17 protein-coding genes are annotated in these 20,858 nt (G+C 57.1%); all 17 read right to left on the reverse strand.

All coding sequences use genetic code 11. The features are described from left to right. Positions 1-12: 12 nt before the first annotated feature. Positions 13-1,365 carry a UDP-glucose 6-dehydrogenase TuaD gene (gene tuaD / locus KVT34_RS08845; protein ID WP_217558207.1) on the reverse strand — a complete coding sequence of 451 codons (1,353 nt, stop codon included), beginning with the start codon at positions 1,363-1,365 and terminating at the stop codon, positions 13-15. 1 nt (position 1,366) lies between these two features. Beyond that, positions 1,367-2,278, reverse strand: a complete 912-nt coding sequence (gene galU / locus KVT34_RS08850) for a UTP--glucose-1-phosphate uridylyltransferase GalU (protein ID WP_042230487.1) — start codon at positions 2,276-2,278, stop codon at positions 1,367-1,369. Positions 2,279-2,316: 38 nt separating this feature from the next. After that, positions 2,317-3,555 (reverse strand): DegT/DnrJ/EryC1/StrS family aminotransferase, encoded by a 1,239-nt coding sequence (locus tag KVT34_RS08855; RefSeq protein ID WP_254634652.1) that lies wholly within the window; start codon positions 3,553-3,555, stop codon positions 2,317-2,319. Positions 3,556-3,851: 296 nt separating this feature from the next. Then, positions 3,852-4,472 (reverse strand): acetyltransferase, encoded by a 621-nt coding sequence (locus KVT34_RS08860; protein WP_254634653.1) that lies wholly within the window; start codon positions 4,470-4,472, stop codon positions 3,852-3,854. An 11-nt stretch (positions 4,473-4,483) separates the two neighbouring features. Continuing rightward, on the reverse strand, positions 4,484-6,277 hold the full coding sequence (locus KVT34_RS32590) for a sugar transferase (protein ID WP_217558210.1): 1,794 nt from the start codon (positions 6,275-6,277) through the stop codon (positions 4,484-4,486). Between the two features lie 36 nt (positions 6,278-6,313). Then, on the reverse strand, positions 6,314-7,327 hold the full coding sequence (locus tag KVT34_RS08870) for an NAD-dependent epimerase (protein ID WP_217558211.1): 1,014 nt from the start codon (positions 7,325-7,327) through the stop codon (positions 6,314-6,316). Between the two features lie 3 nt (positions 7,328-7,330). Then, complete coding sequence (locus KVT34_RS08875) at positions 7,331-8,518, reverse strand: glycosyltransferase (protein ID WP_217558212.1); 1,188 nt, start codon at positions 8,516-8,518, stop codon at positions 7,331-7,333. After that, positions 8,496-9,098 carry an acyltransferase gene (locus KVT34_RS08880; RefSeq protein ID WP_217558213.1) on the reverse strand — a complete coding sequence of 201 codons (603 nt, stop codon included), beginning with the start codon at positions 9,096-9,098 and terminating at the stop codon, positions 8,496-8,498. Before KVT34_RS08880 ends, KVT34_RS08875 begins: the two co-directional genes overlap by 23 nt. Then, positions 9,010-10,272 (reverse strand): hypothetical protein, encoded by a 1,263-nt coding sequence (locus tag KVT34_RS08885; protein WP_217558214.1) that lies wholly within the window; start codon positions 10,270-10,272, stop codon positions 9,010-9,012. Before KVT34_RS08885 ends, KVT34_RS08880 begins: the two co-directional genes overlap by 89 nt. 49 nt (positions 10,273-10,321) lie before the next feature. Next, positions 10,322-11,455: a glycosyltransferase family 1 protein gene (locus tag KVT34_RS08890; RefSeq protein ID WP_217558215.1), complete on the reverse strand. Its 1,134-nt coding sequence runs from the start codon at positions 11,453-11,455 to the stop codon at positions 10,322-10,324. Then, positions 11,445-12,665 carry a polysaccharide pyruvyl transferase family protein gene (locus KVT34_RS08895; RefSeq protein WP_217558216.1) on the reverse strand — a complete coding sequence of 407 codons (1,221 nt, stop codon included), beginning with the start codon at positions 12,663-12,665 and terminating at the stop codon, positions 11,445-11,447. The genes KVT34_RS08890 and KVT34_RS08895 overlap by 11 nt, the downstream gene beginning before the upstream one ends. Before the next feature lies 1 nt (position 12,666). Beyond that, a complete protein-coding gene (locus KVT34_RS08900; RefSeq protein WP_254634654.1) occupies positions 12,667-14,019 on the reverse strand; it encodes a flippase in 1,353 nt (450 codons plus the stop codon). Between the two features lie 30 nt (positions 14,020-14,049). Beyond that, the gene (locus KVT34_RS08905; RefSeq protein WP_217558217.1) at positions 14,050-15,885 is read right to left on the reverse strand and encodes a polysaccharide biosynthesis protein; all 1,836 of its coding nucleotides are present in this window, start codon (positions 15,883-15,885) and stop codon (positions 14,050-14,052) included. An 84-nt stretch (positions 15,886-15,969) separates the two neighbouring features. Next, positions 15,970-16,653 (reverse strand): CpsD/CapB family tyrosine-protein kinase, encoded by a 684-nt coding sequence (locus KVT34_RS08910; RefSeq protein ID WP_217558546.1) that lies wholly within the window; start codon positions 16,651-16,653, stop codon positions 15,970-15,972. Continuing rightward, positions 16,637-17,392: a YveK family protein gene (locus KVT34_RS08915; RefSeq protein ID WP_042230503.1), complete on the reverse strand. Its 756-nt coding sequence runs from the start codon at positions 17,390-17,392 to the stop codon at positions 16,637-16,639. The genes KVT34_RS08910 and KVT34_RS08915 overlap by 17 nt, the downstream gene beginning before the upstream one ends. Positions 17,393-17,540: 148 nt before the next feature. Beyond that, on the reverse strand, positions 17,541-18,308 hold the full coding sequence (locus tag KVT34_RS08920; protein ID WP_217558218.1) for a tyrosine-protein phosphatase: 768 nt from the start codon (positions 18,306-18,308) through the stop codon (positions 17,541-17,543). A gap of 980 nt (positions 18,309-19,288) precedes the next feature. Then, positions 19,289-20,797, reverse strand: a complete 1,509-nt coding sequence (locus tag KVT34_RS08925; RefSeq protein ID WP_254634655.1) for a LysM peptidoglycan-binding domain-containing protein — start codon at positions 20,795-20,797, stop codon at positions 19,289-19,291. Between the last annotated feature and the right edge of the window lie 61 nt (positions 20,798-20,858).

Consider the following 20,858-nt stretch of genomic DNA (forward strand, 5'->3'; position numbering starts at 1 on the left):
ATCCATAAAAGCTTAGAGCGAAACGGTCTTGGCCGCACTGGCATTTGCGCTGCCGGTTGTGACGGCGGGGCGTCCGACGGAATAATAGTCGAACTCCCGCTCTTTCATTTCCCGGACGGAGAAGCAGTTGCGCCCGTCCACAATAATCGGGGCCGTCAGCAGCTGTTTCACCCGGGCCAGATCCATTTCGACGATCTCGCTCCATTCCGTCAAAATGAGGCAAGCATCGCAGCCTTCCAACGTTTCTTCAAGCGTCTCGAAATCTTCGTAATACTCGGCGATCTGATTCCGCGCGGCCTGCATCGCGATAGGATCGTAGGCGCGTACGGAGGCGCCGAGCCGGACCAGTTCCGGGATAATCGTCAAGGAAGGGGCGTAGCGCATATCGTCGGTGTTCGGCTTGAAGGCAAGCCCGAGTACGCCGATCTTTTTGCCTTCCAGGCAGCCGAGCGCCTGTTTCAACTTGTCCACGACAACAAAACGCTGTTCGTCGTTGGCTGCGATAACCGATTTCAGCAGGGAGAAATCGAACCCCGCCTCTTCGGCGATATAAGAAAGCGCAAAGGTATCTTTGGGGAAGCAGCTTCCCCCGTAACCGATGCCCGCCTGCAGAAACTTCGCGCCGATCCGGCTGTCCAGCCCCATGCCTGCGGCAACGGAGGTGACGTCGGCACCGACACGTTCGCAGACGTTAGCGATTCCGTTGATAAAAGAAATTTTGGTGGCTAGAAAAGCGTTGGCCGCATATTTGATCATTTCCGCGCTCTCCAGATTCGTCTGGAAAATGCGGGTGCGGAAAGGGGCGTGAAGATCGGCGATCCGCTTGGCCGCCTTGTCGCTCGTCGCGCCGATGACGGCGCGCTCCATGTTCATGCAGTCCTCGATGGCCGAACCTTCCCGTAAAAACTCGGGATTGGAAACGACGTCGAACTGGACGAAGCGGTTTTTCCGGTTTTCCATAATAATCTGCCGGACCTGCTCCCCGGTTCCGACGGGAACCGTGCTTTTGTTCACGATAATTTTGTAGCTGTTCAAATGCTGACCGATCGTCCGGGCAACCTCGTGCACGTAGCGCATATCGGCTTCGCCGTTATCGCCCATCGGCGTACCGACCGCGATATAAATGATGTCGGACGCTTCAATGGCATCGCCGATTTCGGAAGTAAAAAACAAACGGTCGGCATCGACGTTTTTCTTCACCAGTTCTTTGAGACCCGGCTCGTAAATCGGAATCTCGCCTTTGCGCAGCATCGCGATTTTGAACGGATCGACGTCGCAGCAGATGACCCGGTTGCCGATTTCGGAAAAACATGTTCCCGAAACAAGCCCTACATAACCACTGCCGACTACTGTAATTTTTTCCATTCTACTTCGCCACCTTACTGATAGGATTGTGAAGCGCAGCGTGCTGCTCGTGAACCGATTGAATGTATCCCAGCAAATCCTGCTTTAAATCCTCGCGCTGAAGAGCGAAGTCGAGCGTGGCTTTAATGAAGCCGAACTTATCCCCCACATCGTAACGGACGCCCGAAAAGTTGTAAGCGACAACGGGTTTCTGCTCGTTCAGCCTGCGGATCGCGTCCGTCAGCTGGATTTCGCCGCCCGCTCCGGGCGCCTGATTTTCCAGGATTTCAAAAATCTCAGGGGTCAGCACATAACGTCCCATAATCGCATAATTGGAAGGTGCCGCTTTGCGCGAAGGTTTTTCCACGAGCGTTTCCAGGAAAAAGACATCCGGTTCGATGGACGACCCTCTCGGCGCGATGACGCCGTACTTGGATACATCCTCGTCGCTGACCCGCTGCACGCCCACAACGGATGAGGAGTAGCGGGAATGAATGCGGAGCAGCTGCTTCAGGCAGGGCTCCTCGGATTGCACGATATCGTCGCCGAGCAGGACGGCGAACGGCTCGTTGCCGACGAAACTGCGGGCGCACCAAATGGCGTGACCGAGGCCTTTCGGTTCTTTTTGCCGGATATAATGAATATTCGCCATGTCGGAAATGGCCTGAATTTGTTTGAGTTCTCCGTGTTTGCCCTTTTTGTCCAGGGTTTCTTCCAGTTCGAACGACTTGTCGAAATGATCTTCAATCGCGCGCTTGCCCCGTCCGCTGATAATCAGAATATCTTCGATGCCGGACGAAATGGCTTCCTCGATAATGTATTGGATCGTCGGTTTGTCCACGATCGGGAGCATTTCCTTCGGTTGGGCTTTCGTAGCTGGCAGGAACCGGGTGCCGAGACCTGCCGCCGGAATTATCGCTTTACGCACTTTCATGATTCATTCCTCCTTATGGTCGTTAACTGCGTGTGGCTCTAAGCGTTCAAAGCATGAAGCAGAATGCCGATGACAAAATCCTGATCCGATTCGCCGAGGCTGGAACCGGAAGGCAGGCACAACCCTTGTTCGAAGAGGCGCTCGGATACGCTCACGCCCTCTTCATGCGGGTAGTAGGCGCACTTGCCGTACAGCGGCTGCAGGTGCATCGGCTTCCAGACCGGCCGGGACTCCACATTCTCCGCGGCCAGGCGCGCGATAAGCTCTTCCGTCGTAATGCCGGCCGCGGCCGGATCGACCGTCAGCGCGGTCAGCCAGCGTGTGGAGCGGCCGTACGGCGCCTCCGGCATAAACGCGATGCCTTCGATGCCGCCAAGCGCCTCGCGGTACCGGTCAAACACGGCCCGGCGGGCGTTCACCCGCTCATCCAGCACACGCAGCTGCCCTCGACCGACACCGGCTAGAATGTTGCTCATCCGGTAGTTATAGCCGACCTCGCTGTGCTGGTAGTGCGGAGCCTGATCTCTTGCCTGCGTGGCCCAGAAGCGGGCTTTCTCCAAGGCTTCCAGATCGTCCGACACCAGCATGCCTCCGCCGGATGTCGTAATGATCTTGTTGCCGTTGAACGAGTAGACTCCGAAACGTCCGAGCGTTCCGCTCGACTTGCCGGAACAGGTCGCGCCGAGCGATTCGGCCGCATCCTCGACAACGGGAACGCCGTAGGCGTCGAGGAGCTCCAGGAGCGGCAGCATGTCCGCACTCTGTCCGTAGAGGTTAACGACGACCGCCGCTTTGGGCAGCCGCCCTTCCCGCTTCGATTCGGCGAGAGCCCGCTCCAAGGCGGCCGGCGACATGTTCCAGGTCGCTTCGTCCGAGTCGATCAGCACAGGCTCCGCTCCCTGGTAAGCGATCGGATTGACGCTGGCGACGAACGTGAGCGAGGAGCACAGGACGCGGTCGCCCGGGCCTACGCCAAGGAGACGCAGCGCCTCGTGGATACCGGCGGTGCCGGAGCTGAGGGCCACGGCTCCCTTCGAGCCGGTGTAAGCCGCCAGCTCGGCTTCGAACGCGTCCACGTTCGGACCGAGCGGAGCGATCCAGTTCGTCTCGAACGCTTCGCGGACGAACTTCTGCTCCTCCTCGCCGATATGCGGAGGAGACAGGAGAATACGGCTCCAGCCGGTTCCCGGCAGACTATCCGCCGTTCCGGGGGCGGTCCCTGTTTGAAGCTGTACGGCGCGGGCCGGTGAAGCATGAGTTTGAAGTTGAACAGCCATATTCGGTCCTCCTTTGATTGATCCGGTCATTCGGTCAAATGGAATAAGAGCGTGTTTATGTACCTGACGAAATACGATTTATTGAATGAAATCAGAATCATTTCGCTGAATCCGGTCACACCGAGCGCAGCGCAGTTCAGCTCCCGGTCACGATGCGGTGCGGCATGACGTTGGTCACCCGCACCTGCATATCGGCTGACTGCCGGGTAACTCGCTCGCCGCCCCGGACGGGTGAACGCACGCGCGAATACCAGGCTCGCGCCTGCGGTCCTGCGCAGCGTTCAGCCGTCACCCGCTTACGCCCGCCGGATCACCCGGGCAGGCACGCCCGCGGCCGTGCATCCGGCGGGGATATCGCGCACCGCCACGGCTCCGGCGCCCAGCGTGCTCCACTCGCCGACGGCGAGCCCCTGGATCACGGAGGCTCCGATGCCGATGTGCGCTCCCGCTCCCACGTCAACACCGCCGGCCAGGGCCGCGTTCGGCGACACATGCGCGTAGTCGCCGATCACGCAGTCGTGTTCCACGACGGCGCCGGTGTTGACGATCGCGTGGGCGCCGATCCGGGCCCCCGCGTTGACGACCGCGCCCGGCATCACGGCCGTGCCGGGCGCCAGGCTCGCGTTCCCGCTCACGACGGCGCGGGGATGGATCAGCAGCGCGAAGCGGTCTGGCTCTATGCCGAGCGAGCCGGCGACCCTGCGGCGGACCGTTCCGCTGCCGATGGCGACGAAGACGCGCAGGTCTTCGTCTTCCGCGAGCATGCGGGCGGCCAGTGCGACCGGTCCGCGGGGCAGGCCGTCCGCCCCGGCGGCCGGGACCGCATAGCGGTCATCGAGCACGGCGGCCAGCTCGTACTGCCCGCCGGCCAGCGCGATGTCGCGCACGACCTTGGCGTGGCCCCCGTCGCCGATCAAGAGTAGTCCCCTCACGACGGGCTTCCGATACCGGATGCGGCGCTTCCGGTGTACTTGGTCGTCGTGGCCTGCCCTTCCTGCGACACGCCCTCCCTGCGAACGACTTTAACGGCGGTCAGCAGAAGAATTTTGACATAAAGGCGGAAGGAGCGGTTGTCGACGTACCACACGTCGAGTTTGAACTTGTCTTCCCATGAAATCGCGTTCCGCCCGTTCACCTGCGCCCATCCCGTAATTCCGGGGCGTACCCAGTGGCGCCGCTTCTGCTCATCGGTGTACAGCTCCATATACTCCATCAGCAGCGGACGTGGGCCGACCAGGCTCATATCGCCCTTGATCACGTTCAAGAGCTGCGGAATTTCGTCCAGGCTGAGCTTGCGCAGCCCTTTGCCGAATGCGGTCAGCCTGACTTCGTCCGGAAGAAGATTTCCGGATGAATCTCTTTTGTCGGTCATCGTCCGGTACTTGTAGACGTGGAACGGTCTACCGAACCGTCCCGGACGCTTCTGCTTAAACAGCACCGGCGAACCCAGCTTCAAGCGGACAAGAAGCCCGACGACCGCATAGACCGGAAGCAGCAGAAGCACCAGAGGCAGTGCGATAGCAAGATCCGCCGTACGCAGGGCGGTATGTCCCAGCCATCTTCCGATGCGGCTCTTTTGTCTTTTTCCCGCACGGAGTTCCTTGTACATCGTTTCGAGCCTTTTGACGACAATCTGCTCGGTAAATTCCCGTTCGATTCTACGTCGGCCGCCTTGCCCCAGCATGGTGCCGTACGCTTTGTTCTCGATAAGGGTGCGGAAAGCTTTGGCGAGCGCCCCGGTATTTTTGTAAGGAACGAGCAGGCCCGTATCCTCGTGCCGGACCAGCTCCCTCGTACCGAGCACGTCGCTTGCGACCACGGGTTTGGAAAAAGCCATCGCTTCCATCAGAAAACGAGGAATTCCTTCTTTCTCGGAAGTCAGCACGACGATGTCGGCCATTTTCAGAAAGGCATACAGGTCGGAACGGTGCCCGATCAGCAGCACTTCTTTTTGCAGGCCGAGCTCGACGATCCGTTCGAGGATTTGTTTTTCCAGCGGACCTTTGCCGGCTAGCAGACAAACGAAATCCGTGATTCCCTGGCTTTTCAGCAGAGCGAGCGCGTCCAGCAGAAAATGATGATCTTTCACCGGCTCCATTCTCGCTCCCATGAGCAGAACGGTCTTATTTTCCGGGACACCGTAGGTCGCCTTTAACCTCTCCAACTCTTCCCGGCTGATGGTACCGGCCGCTTTGTCCAGTTTGTCCAGGTCGACGCCGTTGCCTTCGTAGTACACGATCTTGCCCGCGTTCAGCGACTGGAGCTTGGTGATGTCCTCCCGGTTCTGGGAAGCAAGCGCATCGCAGAAGTACGTGCCGATCTTTTCGAGCGTCCGGTAAACCGTGTAAGCCGTCTTCGACTGGCCTTCATAGAACGGCAGGCCGTGGCTCGTGTGCATAATGACCGGCGTGCGGGCCAGCCAGGCGGCGGCTCGTCCGATAATCCCCGCCTTGGCCGTATGGGTATGGACGATGTCATAGCCTTCGCGCTTAATAAGCCTTCTCATCCGGAGGATCGAACGCACATCTTCCACCGGACGTATTTTGCGGTTCATCTGCACGAACTTCAGTTTGAGTCCGCTGTTCTTCATCGCCTGCTCGTCGTAGCCTTCCGGGGATGAAATCAGATGGACTTCATGCCCGGCCCGCTGCAGGACGGACATTTTGTCCGACAAAATTTTGTGAGAGATAGCCGACGTACAAATATGGGCGATTTTGCTCAAGCGAAGCCTCCCCTTTCCGTCTAAGATGCGTTTGCTTTAAGACCCGGACCCGTAATACCCGACATACCAGTCGGCGAACTTGCGGAGTCCTTCCGAAATAGGCGTCGACGGGCGGAATCCGACATCTCTCTGAAGAGCGTCAATATCCGCGAAAGTCGCCTGCACGTCACCCGGCTGCATGGGTTTGAACTCAATGTCCGCCCTCGTGCCCAGACTCTCTTCCAGCGTCCGGATAAACGTCATCAGTTCAACCGGCGAATTGTTGCCGATGTTATACACTTTATAAGGCGCGTAGCTCGTGCTCGGATCGGGATTTTCCCTATCCCATTCCTTATTCGGCGCGGGCGGGCGGTCCAGCAGCCTCACAATGCCCTCGACGATATCGTCGATATACGTAAAGTCGCGCCGCATTTTGCCTTCATTGAACACTTGAATGGGCTTGCCTTCGAGAATGTTGCGGGTAAAAGAGAAGTACGCCATATCCGGGCGCCCCCACGGTCCGTATACCGTAAAGAAGCGCAGCCCCGTCACCGGTATCCCGTATAGGTGGCTGTAAGAATGAGCCATCAGCTCGTTCGCTTTTTTGGTAGCCGCATACAGACTGACGGGATGGTCGACCGGGTCGTCCGTCGAGAACGGCATTTTGGTGTTGGCTCCGTATACCGAACTGGAAGACGCGTAGATGAGATGGTCGATTTTGTAGGTCCGGCACGCTTCCAGAACGTTCAGAAATCCCGTCAGATTCGAATCGGCGTAAGCTCTCGGGTTCTGGAGGCTGTACCTCACGCCAGCTTGAGCGGCCAGATTGACGGCTACCCGGATTTCATGCTCGCCGAACACCCGGTTAAGCTGCTCGTGGTCGCATAAATCGGCCGTATAATGATGATAATTCGGGTAATTTTGAAGCTGCTTCAGCCTGTCTTGTTTCAGCGTGACGGCATAGTAATCGTTGAGATTATCGTAGCCGACTACCTCCGCTCCGCTTTCCAGCAGCCTTAAAGCCAAATGGTAGCCGATAAAACCGGCTGATCCGGTGATCAGAATAGACACTGCCTACACTCCCCTGCTTACATATTGATGAAAAGACTGCCAGAACTCGCTTCGATCGCGGTCCAACTTCGTTTTGGTGAAATTAGCCGCCTTGGCAAAATTGCGGCTTGCCTGCTCCAGCATCCAGTCCCGGTTGATAACCGTTCCCGTAAGCAGAGCGGCCAATTGTTTATCCTGGCCCGGCTTGAACAGGCAGCCCGGATCGAGAAGCTCGGGAATGCCTCCGGCCGTCGAGCCGATTACGGGACAGCCCCTTCCCATCGCTTCGATCGTGGCGCGGGGAAGTCCTTCCTGGAAGCTCGGCTGGATGTAGATATCCACGCTGTCCAGCCAGCCGAACACCGCGCTGCCGCTCGGAAGGACGCCGTCGAACTGGACGTTCTCCTGCAGTCCCAGGCTTCCTGCCATCGCGATCCAGCGCGACTTGTCCCCGTCCCCGAGAATGCGGAACTTGAACGGCGGCAGTTGGCTTTTGATCCGCGCCAGGGCGTTCAAGGCAGTGTCGATGCCCTTAGTTTTGCCGTTTAACGAACCGATCAAACCGATCGTGACCGGCGTTTTCATGCTGCGAATCCGCTCCAGCCTTCTTTGCAGCACATCTTCGCCCATCTCGGGAAGCTCGACGTTCGAACACGATTGGGTGCGGCCGCTCGGGCACGGGTACCTTTTCTGCAGAAACTGCTCCGTGACGTAGATGGCATAGGGAGCTTCCTTTACGTCGGACTTCGTTTTCCACGTGGCGATCGGTGCGTACAGCTTGCCCTGCACGCTGCCGTAGTTCCACAATCCGTCCCAGGCGCAGGCTACAACCTCGACCGCAAAAGGCTTGCCCAGCTTCTTGGCAATGGCGATTGCTTCGGAGCCGATTTCGCTCGGCAGCCGGGCGATCACCGCGTCCGCTTTCATGACCGCTTCCGTCAGCACGCGCTCGACGTAGCCTTTTTTCGTAATCTTATTAACGGGATTGCTGAGGGAAGGCAGGACGATAAAGTTGACGCCCGCTCCGCTCGACAAGCTTTTCTTCTCCATTTCATGGGCGGAGGTCATTCTCTTGCCCCGGGACACGACCGTGAGAGAGTCGAATACGGAAAGATACCTCTCCCATACGGCGTAAGGCAGCTTGCCGCTTGAGTAAAATTTCCCCGAATCCGTAAAGTAAAACGTATGATCATGTGCCCACAGAACGTTCATAGTGACCCTCTTTTCTGATTGACTTAATGATTTTGGCCGGCACACCCGCCGCCACTGTCATTGAGGGAACCGGTCTGGTTACGACCGCCCCCGCAGCGACGATTGAACGGCTTCCGATGCTTGCGCCCGCCAAGATCCTGCATCCGCAGCCGATCCAGACATCCCGGTGAATGTGGATTTTGGAACAAACGACCGGATTGTCGCGGATGGGAAGAGATTCGTTCTCCCAGCTGTGCTGGAAAGAGATCAGCGAGCTCTGGTGAGCGATGGACACGTCGTCGTCGATCTGAAGCTCGCCGCATGCGTCCAGGTAGCACTGCTTGTGGATGCTGACATTGCTGCCGATCCGCAGGCGCTCCCAGTATTTGATCTCCACCGACCGGCCGACGAAGACGTTGTCTCCGCAGCTCAGCGCCAGGCACTTCAGCAGACAGTATCGCATCGCCACCCCCGCCGTGTCCGGCAGAAGATCGGTCAGCGTCCAGGCGTACTTAAGCGCCGGCCTCGGGAAGAGACGGAGAATGCGGATGACGATGTCCAGCACCGTTTTGAATTTGTGAAACCGGTCTCGGCCTCTCATGAATTCCTCTCCTTTTGTCGCGGATAGACTTGAACCATTTCAGCGTCCAGCCGGCCGTATAGGCCTGAAACATATACAGCAGGGGCAGAATGGGGAGCTTCTTGCGCACCATGTTGTCCCCGATCGTGCCGACGCCGTATTCCAGATCGCGTCCCGTTACCGTCATGTAGCCGACGAGCACCAGCGTGCAGGCATAAGCGAATAGCAGCACCACGACAATCCGGTAAAACGCTCTCGTCTCCTTATATCGGATAAACATCAGCACCGCAAAAGCAAGCGCCACGAGCATCGCGACGGCTTCCATGGAACGGAACATCACGTTCGTTTCCCAATTTTCCGGATTGACGGGATTGGGGCTCAGGAACAGGAAGGCCGTCAGCAATACCGCATTGACGATGCCCAGTCCGCCGATTTTGACGGCGAGCACGCCGGCCGATACGACCAGCATGGCGACCGCGGTTTTGAATCTTTTCGTAAACAGCAGATAAAAGCAAAGCGTGTACACGATGGCATAATCGCGCAGGCCGGTTGCGTACAGCATCACGAGCAGGAACAAAACGTACTTCCGTTTCAGCAGCAGATGCGTGCAGTACAAGCCGAGCGCCACGCAGGTGACGTCTTTTGCAAAAAGCGAAGTCATCATCATGAACGACGGGCTGACGAACAGCCCCAGAATGATCCAGCCTTCGTACATGCGGCGGTTTGCCTGCTCATAACCGAAAAACGACCGGTTTAGCGCATAGATCAGATAAGCGATCCAGATCAGCATAACCGAGTTGTACGTAATGATGACAAGCGGATCGGACACGTCGAGAAATTTAAAGAACGGCATGTACATGAGTCCGAAAATCGGATACGCCGATGAGTTAAACAGATAGGTCGAAATATGCTCAAAGGCATAATTCAGAAAATCACCCAGACCCAGGTACGTGACGACCTGCTCGTAATAATGATTTTCGTCGGGCCCGGCCAAGGGAGTCGCGGTGAGCGCATAAACGAACTTCCCGATCAGCATCACGCAAAAGCCGATATACAGCAGAAACGGCTGATCCGGCCACCGGATCATGCAGAAGAGCGGCAGCAGCAGAACGAAAAAAGAAATGATTCCCATGCGTTCATCCAGCAGAAAAATTCCTTTTTCCAGAAGCAGCATAAGGAGTACATATCCGACCACGAACAGGTTCCGAAGAGGAGGCGCTCCCTTCGGCAGCCCGGCTGCAGAGCTATGGCGCCGCAGCGTACATCCGCTCCAGTCTCCGCACACTCGTCTGAATGTCGTATCCGCACTCCTGCAGCGCCTCCAGCCGGACGGGCCAGTCGAGCCGCGATCCGACGGTTTTCTGCCGGATCGCCCCCGCCCACGTATCGGCCGATTCGTTCAGGGACAGCCGGCTGACCAGCCCCAGGTTCAGGTCCGCTTCTGCGGGCACCTGATCGGAGATGAGGCACGGAACGCCCGCAGCCTGCGCCTCAATGACCACGATGCCGAGTCCTTCGTACAGCGAAGGCAGCAGGAACAGATCGAAGGCTCCGATCAGCTCGGGGATGTTCTTGCGCACCCCGAGCAGATGCACGTGATCCGCGATTCCAAGCTCCCGGACCCGGGCTTCCATCTCGCTGCGCAGCGGTCCGTCCCCGATCAGCACAAGCTGAGCGTCCGGACGGGTCCGCAGGAAGCGGGCGAAGATGTCGAGCAGAAACCGGTGGTTCTTCTGCTCGCTGAATCTTCCGATGTGCCCGATCACGGGCACATGAGGGTCCGTGACCCCGACCGCTCTGCGGTAGACCGAGCGGTCTCTCTCCAATTGCCCGTAAGGCTGGACCTGGATCGAGTTCGGGAACACGACGACCCGCTCGTCCCCCCAGCAGTCGGGCCCGAAAAGCGCTTCGCAGGCGGAGCGGGAGCAGCCGAGCATCGTCGTGGAGTTGCTGCGGATCAGTCCCCGCATGTACCTCCGGTAGAGGTTGCGAAGCCACGATTCCCGCTTGCTGTCGTGCGTGTTGTGGCTGTGGCTGATTCTGACCGGCACGTTCATCTCGCCGGCCAGCTTCAACACGTAGCCGCTGAACTGGTAGATGTGGCTGTGCACGACCTGATACGGCCCGTGTTCCTTCAAGTTGGCGAGGAAAGCACGGCGGAAGGCGCGCAGCCCTTTTTTCGGATGAGGCTGTCTGAAAATACGGCCTCCCAGCTCGATGATCTCGTCATCGTAAAATCCTTTTTCCTCAAACTGTACGGCAAAATGAAATTCGTATTTATCCCGGTCAATCGTCCGGTACAAGTTCATCAATAGCGTTTCGATCCCTCCGGGATGCATTTTTCCGACGACGTGAAGAATTTTCGTTTTAGGCTTCATGCAGAATCCTCCCGACGTAAGTAACAAGTTCCCGTTTTTTCTGGTTGACGATCCGGACGGAGCCTTCCTGGCGGCTTTTCTCCGGGACAAGCCCGGCAAGCACTGCTTGGGGGTCCGTACGGAAATCGAGCACGTGTCCCGAGAGGCCCAGATCTTTAAAAATACTCGCCAGCTTTTTGTCCCAGGCGATGCCGTAGGTCGGCTTGCCGAAGGAGATGGCCGGGATGCACGCATGCAGGCGCTGGGCGATAACCGTATCGCAGTCCCGGATGCTCTCGACCAGATCCCCGACATCGCCCGGATAAGGGGCGAATTCCACACCGGGCATTCCGGCCAGCCGCGGTTTGATGTAATGTTCCACGAAGGCGTTGTCGGTGTCCGCCCCGTTCGTAAAGACCCGGACGCGGCTGCCGCCGTCGGTCGCTCCCTTCGCCAGACTGTGCCACCAATCGGCGCAATCGTCCCGTTCCCATACGTAAGGGGAATGCCGCCTCATTTCGTTGGGGTCCATGATACCGAGCCCGACGGTTCGGACGGAAGCGGACTTTGTGTCCCCGGCATGCCTTCCCGGAAATGCTTCCAGGGTAACGAGCGCCGGATCGGATAAAGCAACGGCTTTGTGAGCCAGTGACGGAGCGATGGAAAGTAAATAAGCCAGCGAATCTTCGTCTCGGACCGAAATTGTTTTGGCGTAATGCAAAATATCGGTAAACCACTTCCGGGCCAGAAAGCTCCAAGGCCCTCTCATGCCGACGAACACGACGTGAAGCGGCTTGCCCTGCCTCTTCACTTCCCGGACCAGACGGCGCATGGCGATGGGAAACGACAAGTAAGTGTCGATAAACAAATGTCCGCCGCCGATCAGAACCGCATCCGCCCGCGTGACAAGCTCGCGGATCTGCTCGCCGAGCACGGCGTCTTTGCGTTTATGGACCGAGTACGATTTCATGTAGCGCAGAAAATCCGGCGTCAGCTTTTTTTTCACGCTGACTTCGTTCAGTTTGTATTCACGGGTTAGAGCGGGTCCTCCATCCGATCGCCGAACGGAACCGCTGCGGACCGGAGTCTCTCTGTACAGACCCGCCGTCAAATCAAAGTTGGTGACGGTATATTCCCCGCAGGTGCGGATCAATTGGTTGACGGTCATCGCGATAAGACCGTCTCCCAGATTCGTCGAATGGGGCACGCCCGCAAGCAATATATGTTTCACGTTAGTTCCCTCGCTTTTTGTTGGCGGTCATCCAGGCAAACATCCCGATGGAAATGCCCAGCTTGCGCCGGATAACGATCACCATGGCTGTTTTCCAGCAGACAGTGCAAAGCAGATTCGTTACGGCGGCCCCCAGCATGCCGAAGGCCGGGATCAAGGCAAGATTCAGCACAATGTTCAGCACGGCGGAACCGGCTAAAATCCGGCCCAGGGTTTTCTGCTGACCCGTCATCGTCATCAGCGTACCCGTCTGCCCGCTGAAAGCGGAGACGAGCTGGCCGGTGGACAAAATCAGCAGCGCCAGCGATCCCCGTTTGAACTCTTCTCCGAACAGGCCGAGAATGGGATCGTTCAGAAACAGGAAGGCGACATAGATGACGCCCGCAAACAGGAATCCCGCCAGATTGCTCAGGCTGAGCACATGCCGGAGCTGCTTGTCGTCCTTCTTGGCGTAAGACTCCGAGATGAAAGGAGCCGCCGTCATGTTGATAGCCGTCAGACCGAACGAAACGAGCGTCGCGATCCGGACGGCCGCCCCGTAAATCCCCGCCTCGGTCGTTCCCTCCATCCAGCCGAGCATCAGCACGTTGAGCTGGCCCAGCACGAGGTACATGCCCGAGACGAACATAAGCGACAGGGAGACGTTCACCCACTCGCGGGTGTTGTAGGCGGTGCCTGCTCCTTGGATCTTCGGAGTCAGCCTGCGCTTCAGCACCCATGCGCCGATGGCGTAGGACACGGCCATGGCGGCCAGGAAGAGCAGCATCGCTTCTCCCGCCCCGGCCTTCGTGTCTGCGATGGCGTTGTAGAGAAACAGCAGCGCGATGAACACGACCGGGCGGATGATTTTCTCCGGCAGCTGCGCGTGCAGCATCTCCTTCAGCGCCTGAAGGGAGCTTTGACGGAGCAGGGCCAGGGCCATAACCGGAATGCCGAGCAAGCCGGCTATGTAGGTGTAGAGAAGTTCGCCGTTCATGGTTCCGCTCATCAGAAGCACGACGAGGAGCGAAATGACCGTCACGGCCAGCGACAATCCCGCCGTGATCTGATTCGCCCGGCGGAGCAGGCCTTTCACCTCCGCCCACTGCCCGTGCGCCCGGTAGGACGAAACATACCGGACGATGGCGGTGTCGAACCCGAGCTTCGTCGGGAAAACCAGGAACGTCACTGCGGTCGTGACGAACGAATAATAGCCGTAGCTGACGGCGCCGAGCTGCCTGGCCAGGAGAATTTGCAGAATCAGCGCAATGCCGATTCCCCCTACGTTGACCAGGAAAGACAGCGAGCTGCTTTTCATCAGCATTTTGGATAAAGAACGCTGTGTAAGTGGTTTCGCGGTTGTATGTATGCTCATCCCGGATTCAATTCCATTCCTGCTTTGGTTTTAAGAAACATTGCGGTAGGTCGGCACCAGATGCTGCAGCAGCGCGCGGATTTCTTCGGGATCGCTGCCGAGCACGCGTTCGAGACGGCGCATTTCGAATTCCAGCTCGGTCCGGTTGATATTCATCGGCTTTCCGATAAAAATCCGGTCGTGCATCGTGGAAGTCATGCCTTCCTCGCTGGTCAGCAGCTCCTCGTACAGTTTCTCGCCCGCGCGGATACCGGAAAATTCGATATCGATATCGACGTTCGGTTCATAGCCGGAAAGCCGGATAAGGTCGGTCGCCAGATCCACGATTTTAACCGGTTTGCCCATGTCGAGAATGAATACCTCGCCGCCCTTCGCGAAAGCCCCGGCTTGAATCACGAGCTGCACCGCCTCCGGAATGGTCATAAAATAACGCACCATCTCGGGGTGGGTTACCGTTACCGGGCCTCCACGGGCGATTTGGTCCTTGAACCTCGGAATTACGCTGCCCCGGCTGCCCAGGACGTTCCCGAAGCGGACGGCCACGAATTTCGTTTTGCTGTGCTTGTCCAGACTCTGGATAAACATTTCCGCGATCCGTTTGGTCGTTCCCATAATGCTCGTCGGGTTGACGGCTTTGTCCGTCGAAATCAGCACGAAACGCTCCGCGCCGAATTCGTCCGCGCACTCCGCCACGTTTTTGCTGCCGAATACGTTATTCTTGATCGCCTCCGACGGGTTGCGCTCCATGAGCGGCACGTGCTTGTGCGCTGCGGCGTGGAAGACGACCTGCGGGCCGAATTCGCGGAACACGTCCGCAATGCGGGTCCGGTCCTGCACATCGGCGATTACGGTTTCGATCGGAAGATTCGGGAACAGCCGGCGCATTTCCATCTCAATGCCGTAAATGCTGTTCTCCCCGTGACCGAGAAGGAGCAGCCGGGCCGGTTTGAACGGGGCTACCTGACGGCACAGCTCGGAACCGATAGACCCGCCCGCGCCGGTGACCAGCACGATTTTGTTCTGCACATAATCGGCGATATTTTGCAGATCCGTCTGGATGGGATCGCGCCCAAGCAGGTCTTCCACCTGCACGTCGCGCATCTGGTTAGCCGCCATTTTACCCTGGATATATTCCTGGATGTGCGGAATGATTTTCAGACGGGCTTTCGTCGTTTTGCAAATGTTGATAATGTCCGAAATCTGCGTCTTCGACACCGAAGGCAGGGCGATGATAATATCGTCGATCCGCTGCTCTTCCACGATGCGGGGAATGTCCAGGCGGTTTCCCATGACCGGTATGCCGTGAAGCTGAAGCTTCTGTTTGTAGGGATCGTCGTCCACGAAGGCGACCGGTTTCATCATGAAGCTGTCGTTGTGCGCCAGCTCCTTCACGAACATGACGCCGCAGCTTCCGGCTCCGACGACAAGCGTCCGCTGGGCGGGTTTGCCGCCCCGGGCTCTTGAGCTGCCGTAAAAGTTGTCGCAAAACACGCGCCAGACGAACCTTGAACCGCCCAGCATAAGCAGAATACCGTTCAGATTCTGGAGGAACATGTACAGCGTAATCTCTCCGGCGGACAGGAACGATGTCACCGCATACGAGATCAGACAGGAGACGATGACCGCTTTGGCGATCGCTACCATTTCACCGACGCTGGCATACTGCCAGATCCGGTTATAGAGCTGGAAGTAAAACATCGCGCACGCCAGCGAGATACCGGATACCAGTGTGTAGAGCATAATGACACTCATGACTTCCTGCGGAATGCCGCCCCGGAAATGCGCCAGGAAAGTCAGATAAATGCTCGCCCATACGATAATCATGTCGATCAGGACAAGCATGGGCGTCCGTTTAGAATAACTCATCTTTTCCCCTCCCTTAGTGTTGGAAACCGTTTTGATAAAAGGATGATGAATCTAAATGGAGAAAACCGCCGTTTTCTAAGTAAATCAACTGCTATAGTCGTAATACGTATTCATCTTGGCATCCTTGCGGGCGACTTTGTTCAGGACGACGCCAAGCACGCGGGCATGGACGAACTGCAGGCTGTCCCGCGCTTTCTGCACGAGCTCGCGTTTGACTCCGCCCGCGTTAACGACGAGCACGACGCCGTCGCACTGGGTCGCCACGACCTGAGCGTCACTGACGGCGAGGACGGGAGGCGTATCGATCAGAATCACGTCGAACTCCTGTTTGAGCCGCTCCAGCAGTTCCTTCATCCGCAGGGAACCGAGAATCTCGGACGGGTTGGGCGGTACGGTGCCGCAGGTCATGACGTACAAGCCCGGGATATCCGTCTCCTTGAGTGCTTCCTCCACTTCGGCCTGGCGCGTCAGCACATCGGTCAATCCGGTGCGGTTCGAGAGGCCGAACGTGCGGTGAGCCGTCGGTTTGCGCAGGTCCGCGTCGATCAGCAGCACTTTTTTGTCCGTTTGGGCGTACACGACGGCCAAGTTGTCGATGGTGGTGGACTTCCCTTCCCAGGGACTTGCCGAGGTAACCATCAGCGTCCGGATTTCTCCATCCACCCCGGAGTACTGAATGTTTGTCCGCAGCGTGCGGTACGTTTCGGATATCGGCGACATGGGATTGCTGTGAGCGATAATCGGTCGCTGCTTATTGGATAGGGACACCGGATGCTTCACCTACTTTCTTCCCGATCGGGGTGCGTTTGGGCTTCATGTCTCCGGCCCTTATTTCAGGGACCGCCACAAGGGTCGGAAGGCCGAGGTAATGTTCCACGTCTTCCTCTGTTTTCAGAGTATCGTCAAAATATTCGAGTGCGAAAACGAGTCCGATGGCGAACATGAGCGAAGCCAGGAAGCTGATCGCCACGTTCAGCGGCACATTCGGTTTGACCGGCGCCGGCGTTTTGGCCGGGTCCGCCTCATGGAGCACGAAGACATTGTCGATTTTCATAATGTTCGGAATCTGCTTCTGGAACATCTGCGCCACCGTGTTAATCATCTGAGCCGCTTTGGAATAAGAAGCATCTTCAAGGCTCAGCGTAAAAATCTGCGTATCGCTGACCGAACTGAACTGGATCCGCCGCATAAGATCGTCGGAGGTCACTCCGTATTCCGGATGTTCCTTGACGACAAGATCCATAATCGCCGGTGTTTTGATAATTTCTTTGTACGTGTGGATCAGGGAAATATTCGTGTTGATCGCATTCATATCGAGCCGCAGCATTCCCTGGGTATCCGCAGGGGAGTTGACGATCAGCTTCGTGGAAGCCTGATAAACGGGCTTTAAGTAATATTTGCTTACGACGCCGGTAATCAGACAGCCCGCCGCCACGATCAGCAGAATAAGCCAGAGCCTTTTACGGAGGACAGCCAAATACCGTTTAATTTCAAAATCTATACTCACCTAACTGAATCCCTCGCTTTCATTTGGTATCCGTATGACGCGGCCCGATGAGGGCCTGCGGACAGCAAGCTGCTTTTCTCCATACTTCACCGCATTAAAACAATGTCTAATTGCCGCTTTGTAACCTTAAAGCACAGAGGTGCGCCATTCAACGGAACATTGCAAAAATCCTCCGGGGCCTGCCTGCGACCGGCTCCCTTTTTTCCAAAGGAAGATCGTTCGCTACCCGGATAGCGTTCCGGCGGCAGTACTCCGCGTAATCCCCGCCTATCTTCGCCTCTATCTTCTCATAGGCTTCACTCAGCCTGAACGGCCTGCGGATCAGATCGTGCGCATCCGACGCAACCAAATGAATCAACCGGCGGGAGCAAAGCTCAAAGGCGAGCGACTGTACCTTCGAACCGAATGTGCCCAGGATGGAATCCGAGGTGAGCTGAAATGCCGCTCCCCATTCCGCAAGCTGCAGCAGCTTGTCCGGATCTCCCGCAACCTCCGCATTCCTCTCGGGGTGCGCAATTACGGGCACGAGTCCCAAAACCGAACATTCATGGCAGATCTCGGCCAGCTCCGCAGGAAGGGAGTGAGCCGGACATTCAATCAGCAGATAACGGGTTCCTCCAAGCGTGAGCAAAGTATCCTCGTACCAGTCGTTGATCAGATTCGGGGTCACGCGGATCTCCTGGCCGCTTTTAACGTGAAGCGGAATGCCGTGCTCCAATAAGGACGCATTCAACCCGGCTACCGCTTCTTTAATGTCTGCGGAGGGGGTGAAATAGCGGCTCGTCCGGTGATGAGGCGTAGCGAATACCGTCGATATTCCATTCGACACCGCCATTCGCGCCATTTCGAGCGATTGCTCTAGACTGCCTGGCCCATCATCCAGACCGTGAAGGATGTGTGTATGGATATCAATCATTCATTTTCCCTCCAGATCCGAATGTTACTAAAATTATGTCACAAAACGTATGGATTGCATGAGGGTGTATAGTTATAAATTCATGTAGTCACTCTTGCTTATTTTGCACAGCGAAGTATGAGCTGGATTTCCTGTTTGTTTTTGTTTTTATTTATCACATTTTCCAGTTATTTATAATTATTTCGCGGTATTTTACGATTAAAATGCTATCTTCCGCTTCTTGCAAGGTACAACGAATCAGACCTTTCTCTCTACAAGGTCACGATCCGTTCATGCTTTTTTTCCACTCGGAAAACCCCCTAATGCTTTTAAAAGACTGGCTCCACGGGCTTTCGGGGGGTCGTAAACGAATTTTTAACAGATGATACCAAAGACAGGTCCCAGGGAAAGCCGTTCGGCTCAATTTTCGATTTGGGGGTGGGACGGGGTAACTAACCTAGGTCTTAGGGACGCATTTAGGGGCAAAAAAGGAACCGGATTAAATTCCCACGATTTTACTTGGAATAGTCCCGGCCTGTACCTACTTCTTCCAAAAACCGGGACAAACTCCGGGTTTTCGTCCCAGTCTTCCGGGTAATCCCGTTACTAATTTCCCGTCTCCTGTGTACTTTACCGGCAGAAAAGCCGACATTCCGCTCTATCGAATGGACTCAACCCCGCGGAAACCGCCGTTTTTTGGCCGGCTCAGGCACTATTCGCCTCCTGGCAGTGACTTTGGGCACAAGGGGGCGCGCGCCTTCCTTCTTTCAGCCCAATCGGGTACGGACTCAAGAGCTGTTTTTTGCAAACGTTTCCATTCAAGTTTTTAGGAGCTTCTCCTATGCTTTCCTTTTAGTGCGCCGCAAACCGGCCCGGCTCAGCCTCCGATCGGCCAAAAGAAAAAAAGCCGCACGCGGCGGCTTCTCTTTCAACCTCAATTATTCTGTTCATCCGTGCTATCGGAAGTAGCGGAACTTGAACTTGCCCGATTGCCTGCCGGATTATTGGTCGGAGGAAGAAAATACGGCTTTCCCGGGGATATACAGGACTTGGCCGGGGCTGACTTCCTGATCCTCCAGCCGGTTGTAGAGCTGAAGCTCCCTCGGATTAATCTCATACCGTTTGGCGATAAGATCCAGTGAATCTTCCTTTTGAACGATGCACATCGTCACTTTGCGGAACTGCTGATCGTCTTTTCCCGTTTGAATAAAAAGTTTTTTCCACTCCAGGGCATCCGCTTTGGATTCTTCCGAACCGGCGGTCGAGGCGTATTCCCGCTCATCCTTTTCGGTTTGTTCGTAAGAAGACGCACTGCTGCCTGCGCCGTTTGCGAAGAGCGACTGAAGACCGGAACCTCCGGACGATGGCGAGTCTTGCTGCTTCTTGCTTCCGAACGCCACCTTCAGTTCCTTCGTTTCTTCCTGCGCGGCAGGCTCTTCATCGGCGAATACTTCCAAACTCTCTTCGGCGGAAGCGGAAGCAGGCACCGGTTCTTTCTCGGGCTCGATGATTTCGGCATCGACACTGAAGGCCGGTGCCGTTTCCTCGCGCTCCGCCTGTCCGGCCGCCTCCTGCTCCTCCCGGGAGGCCGAAGTAGGCTCCGCCGCCTGGGCAAGCGGCTGCTGGCCCCCAGCCGCGGACGGAGGGCGCTGCTCCTGCGCCTCTTCCTCGCCCGCGCTGCGGTATGAGCGCTCGGAGGAGAGCTGGTGCAGCGTCAGCTCGCCGAAAGACCGGTCCGCATACGAAGCGGACGAATCCTCCTGCGGCGGAGGAGACTTCGGCGCGGCCAGCCGGTCCCAGGCGCTTGGCGCCGACCCAGACAGCGCCGCCACCTGGGCCTCGGGCTGCTGCTCTGTCCGCGTCTCGCGCAGCCACGGGTTTTCGGCCTTGTACGCGCTGCCCGGATAAACCGGAGCCTGAGGCTGGGCCTGGTACTGGGGCTGAGCCGATGTCGTCGGGGGCTGCAGCTTCACCTGCCCGTCCGCCGAAGCCGAATACTCCGTCTGCTGACGAAGTTCGAGTTCATCGGCTCCGCCGGCAGGTTCGCTCCACGGCTCCGCCGGAGCATTTTGCGGAGCGGAAGCCGCTTCATGCACAAAAACAACCTCTTCGTCCTCTTCGCTCCAGCCGCCGGCTTCATAAGCCATCTCCACACCGTGCAGAGAAAGAACCCCGGTCACATTCAGGCTCCGCGAATTCAGTACGTCCACATCAAACGTTTCGATATCGACCAAAATATCCTCGATCCGCTGCACCCGGCTGAGCGGCAGCGTAATCTCCACCGGAATGGAATGCTGCAGCGACCGTTTCGTTTCCTGCTCATCCAGATAGCTTCCGTTCAGCAGCAGGCTGCCTTTCAACAAAGCTTGTTCCTGCTGGGGAATCACCTCTATGCTCGGAATCAGTTCCACATCGTCCAAATCCCGTATGCCTGCGGCTCCTTCCGCCAAATGTACGCGTTCGTAGATGTCGAATCGCAGACCGTTCTGCTCTTCCGTCAACGTTGCCATCCTCCCTTCGGTTGTCCTCTAGTAAAGCTGCGCCTTATCGCGGGACTCCGTTCTTTACTAT

The sequence above is a fragment of the Paenibacillus sp. GbtcB18 genome (assembly GCF_019091125.1).
GTDB classification, from domain to species: Bacteria; Bacillota; Bacilli; order Paenibacillales; family NBRC-103111; genus Paenibacillus_F; species Paenibacillus_F chitinolyticus.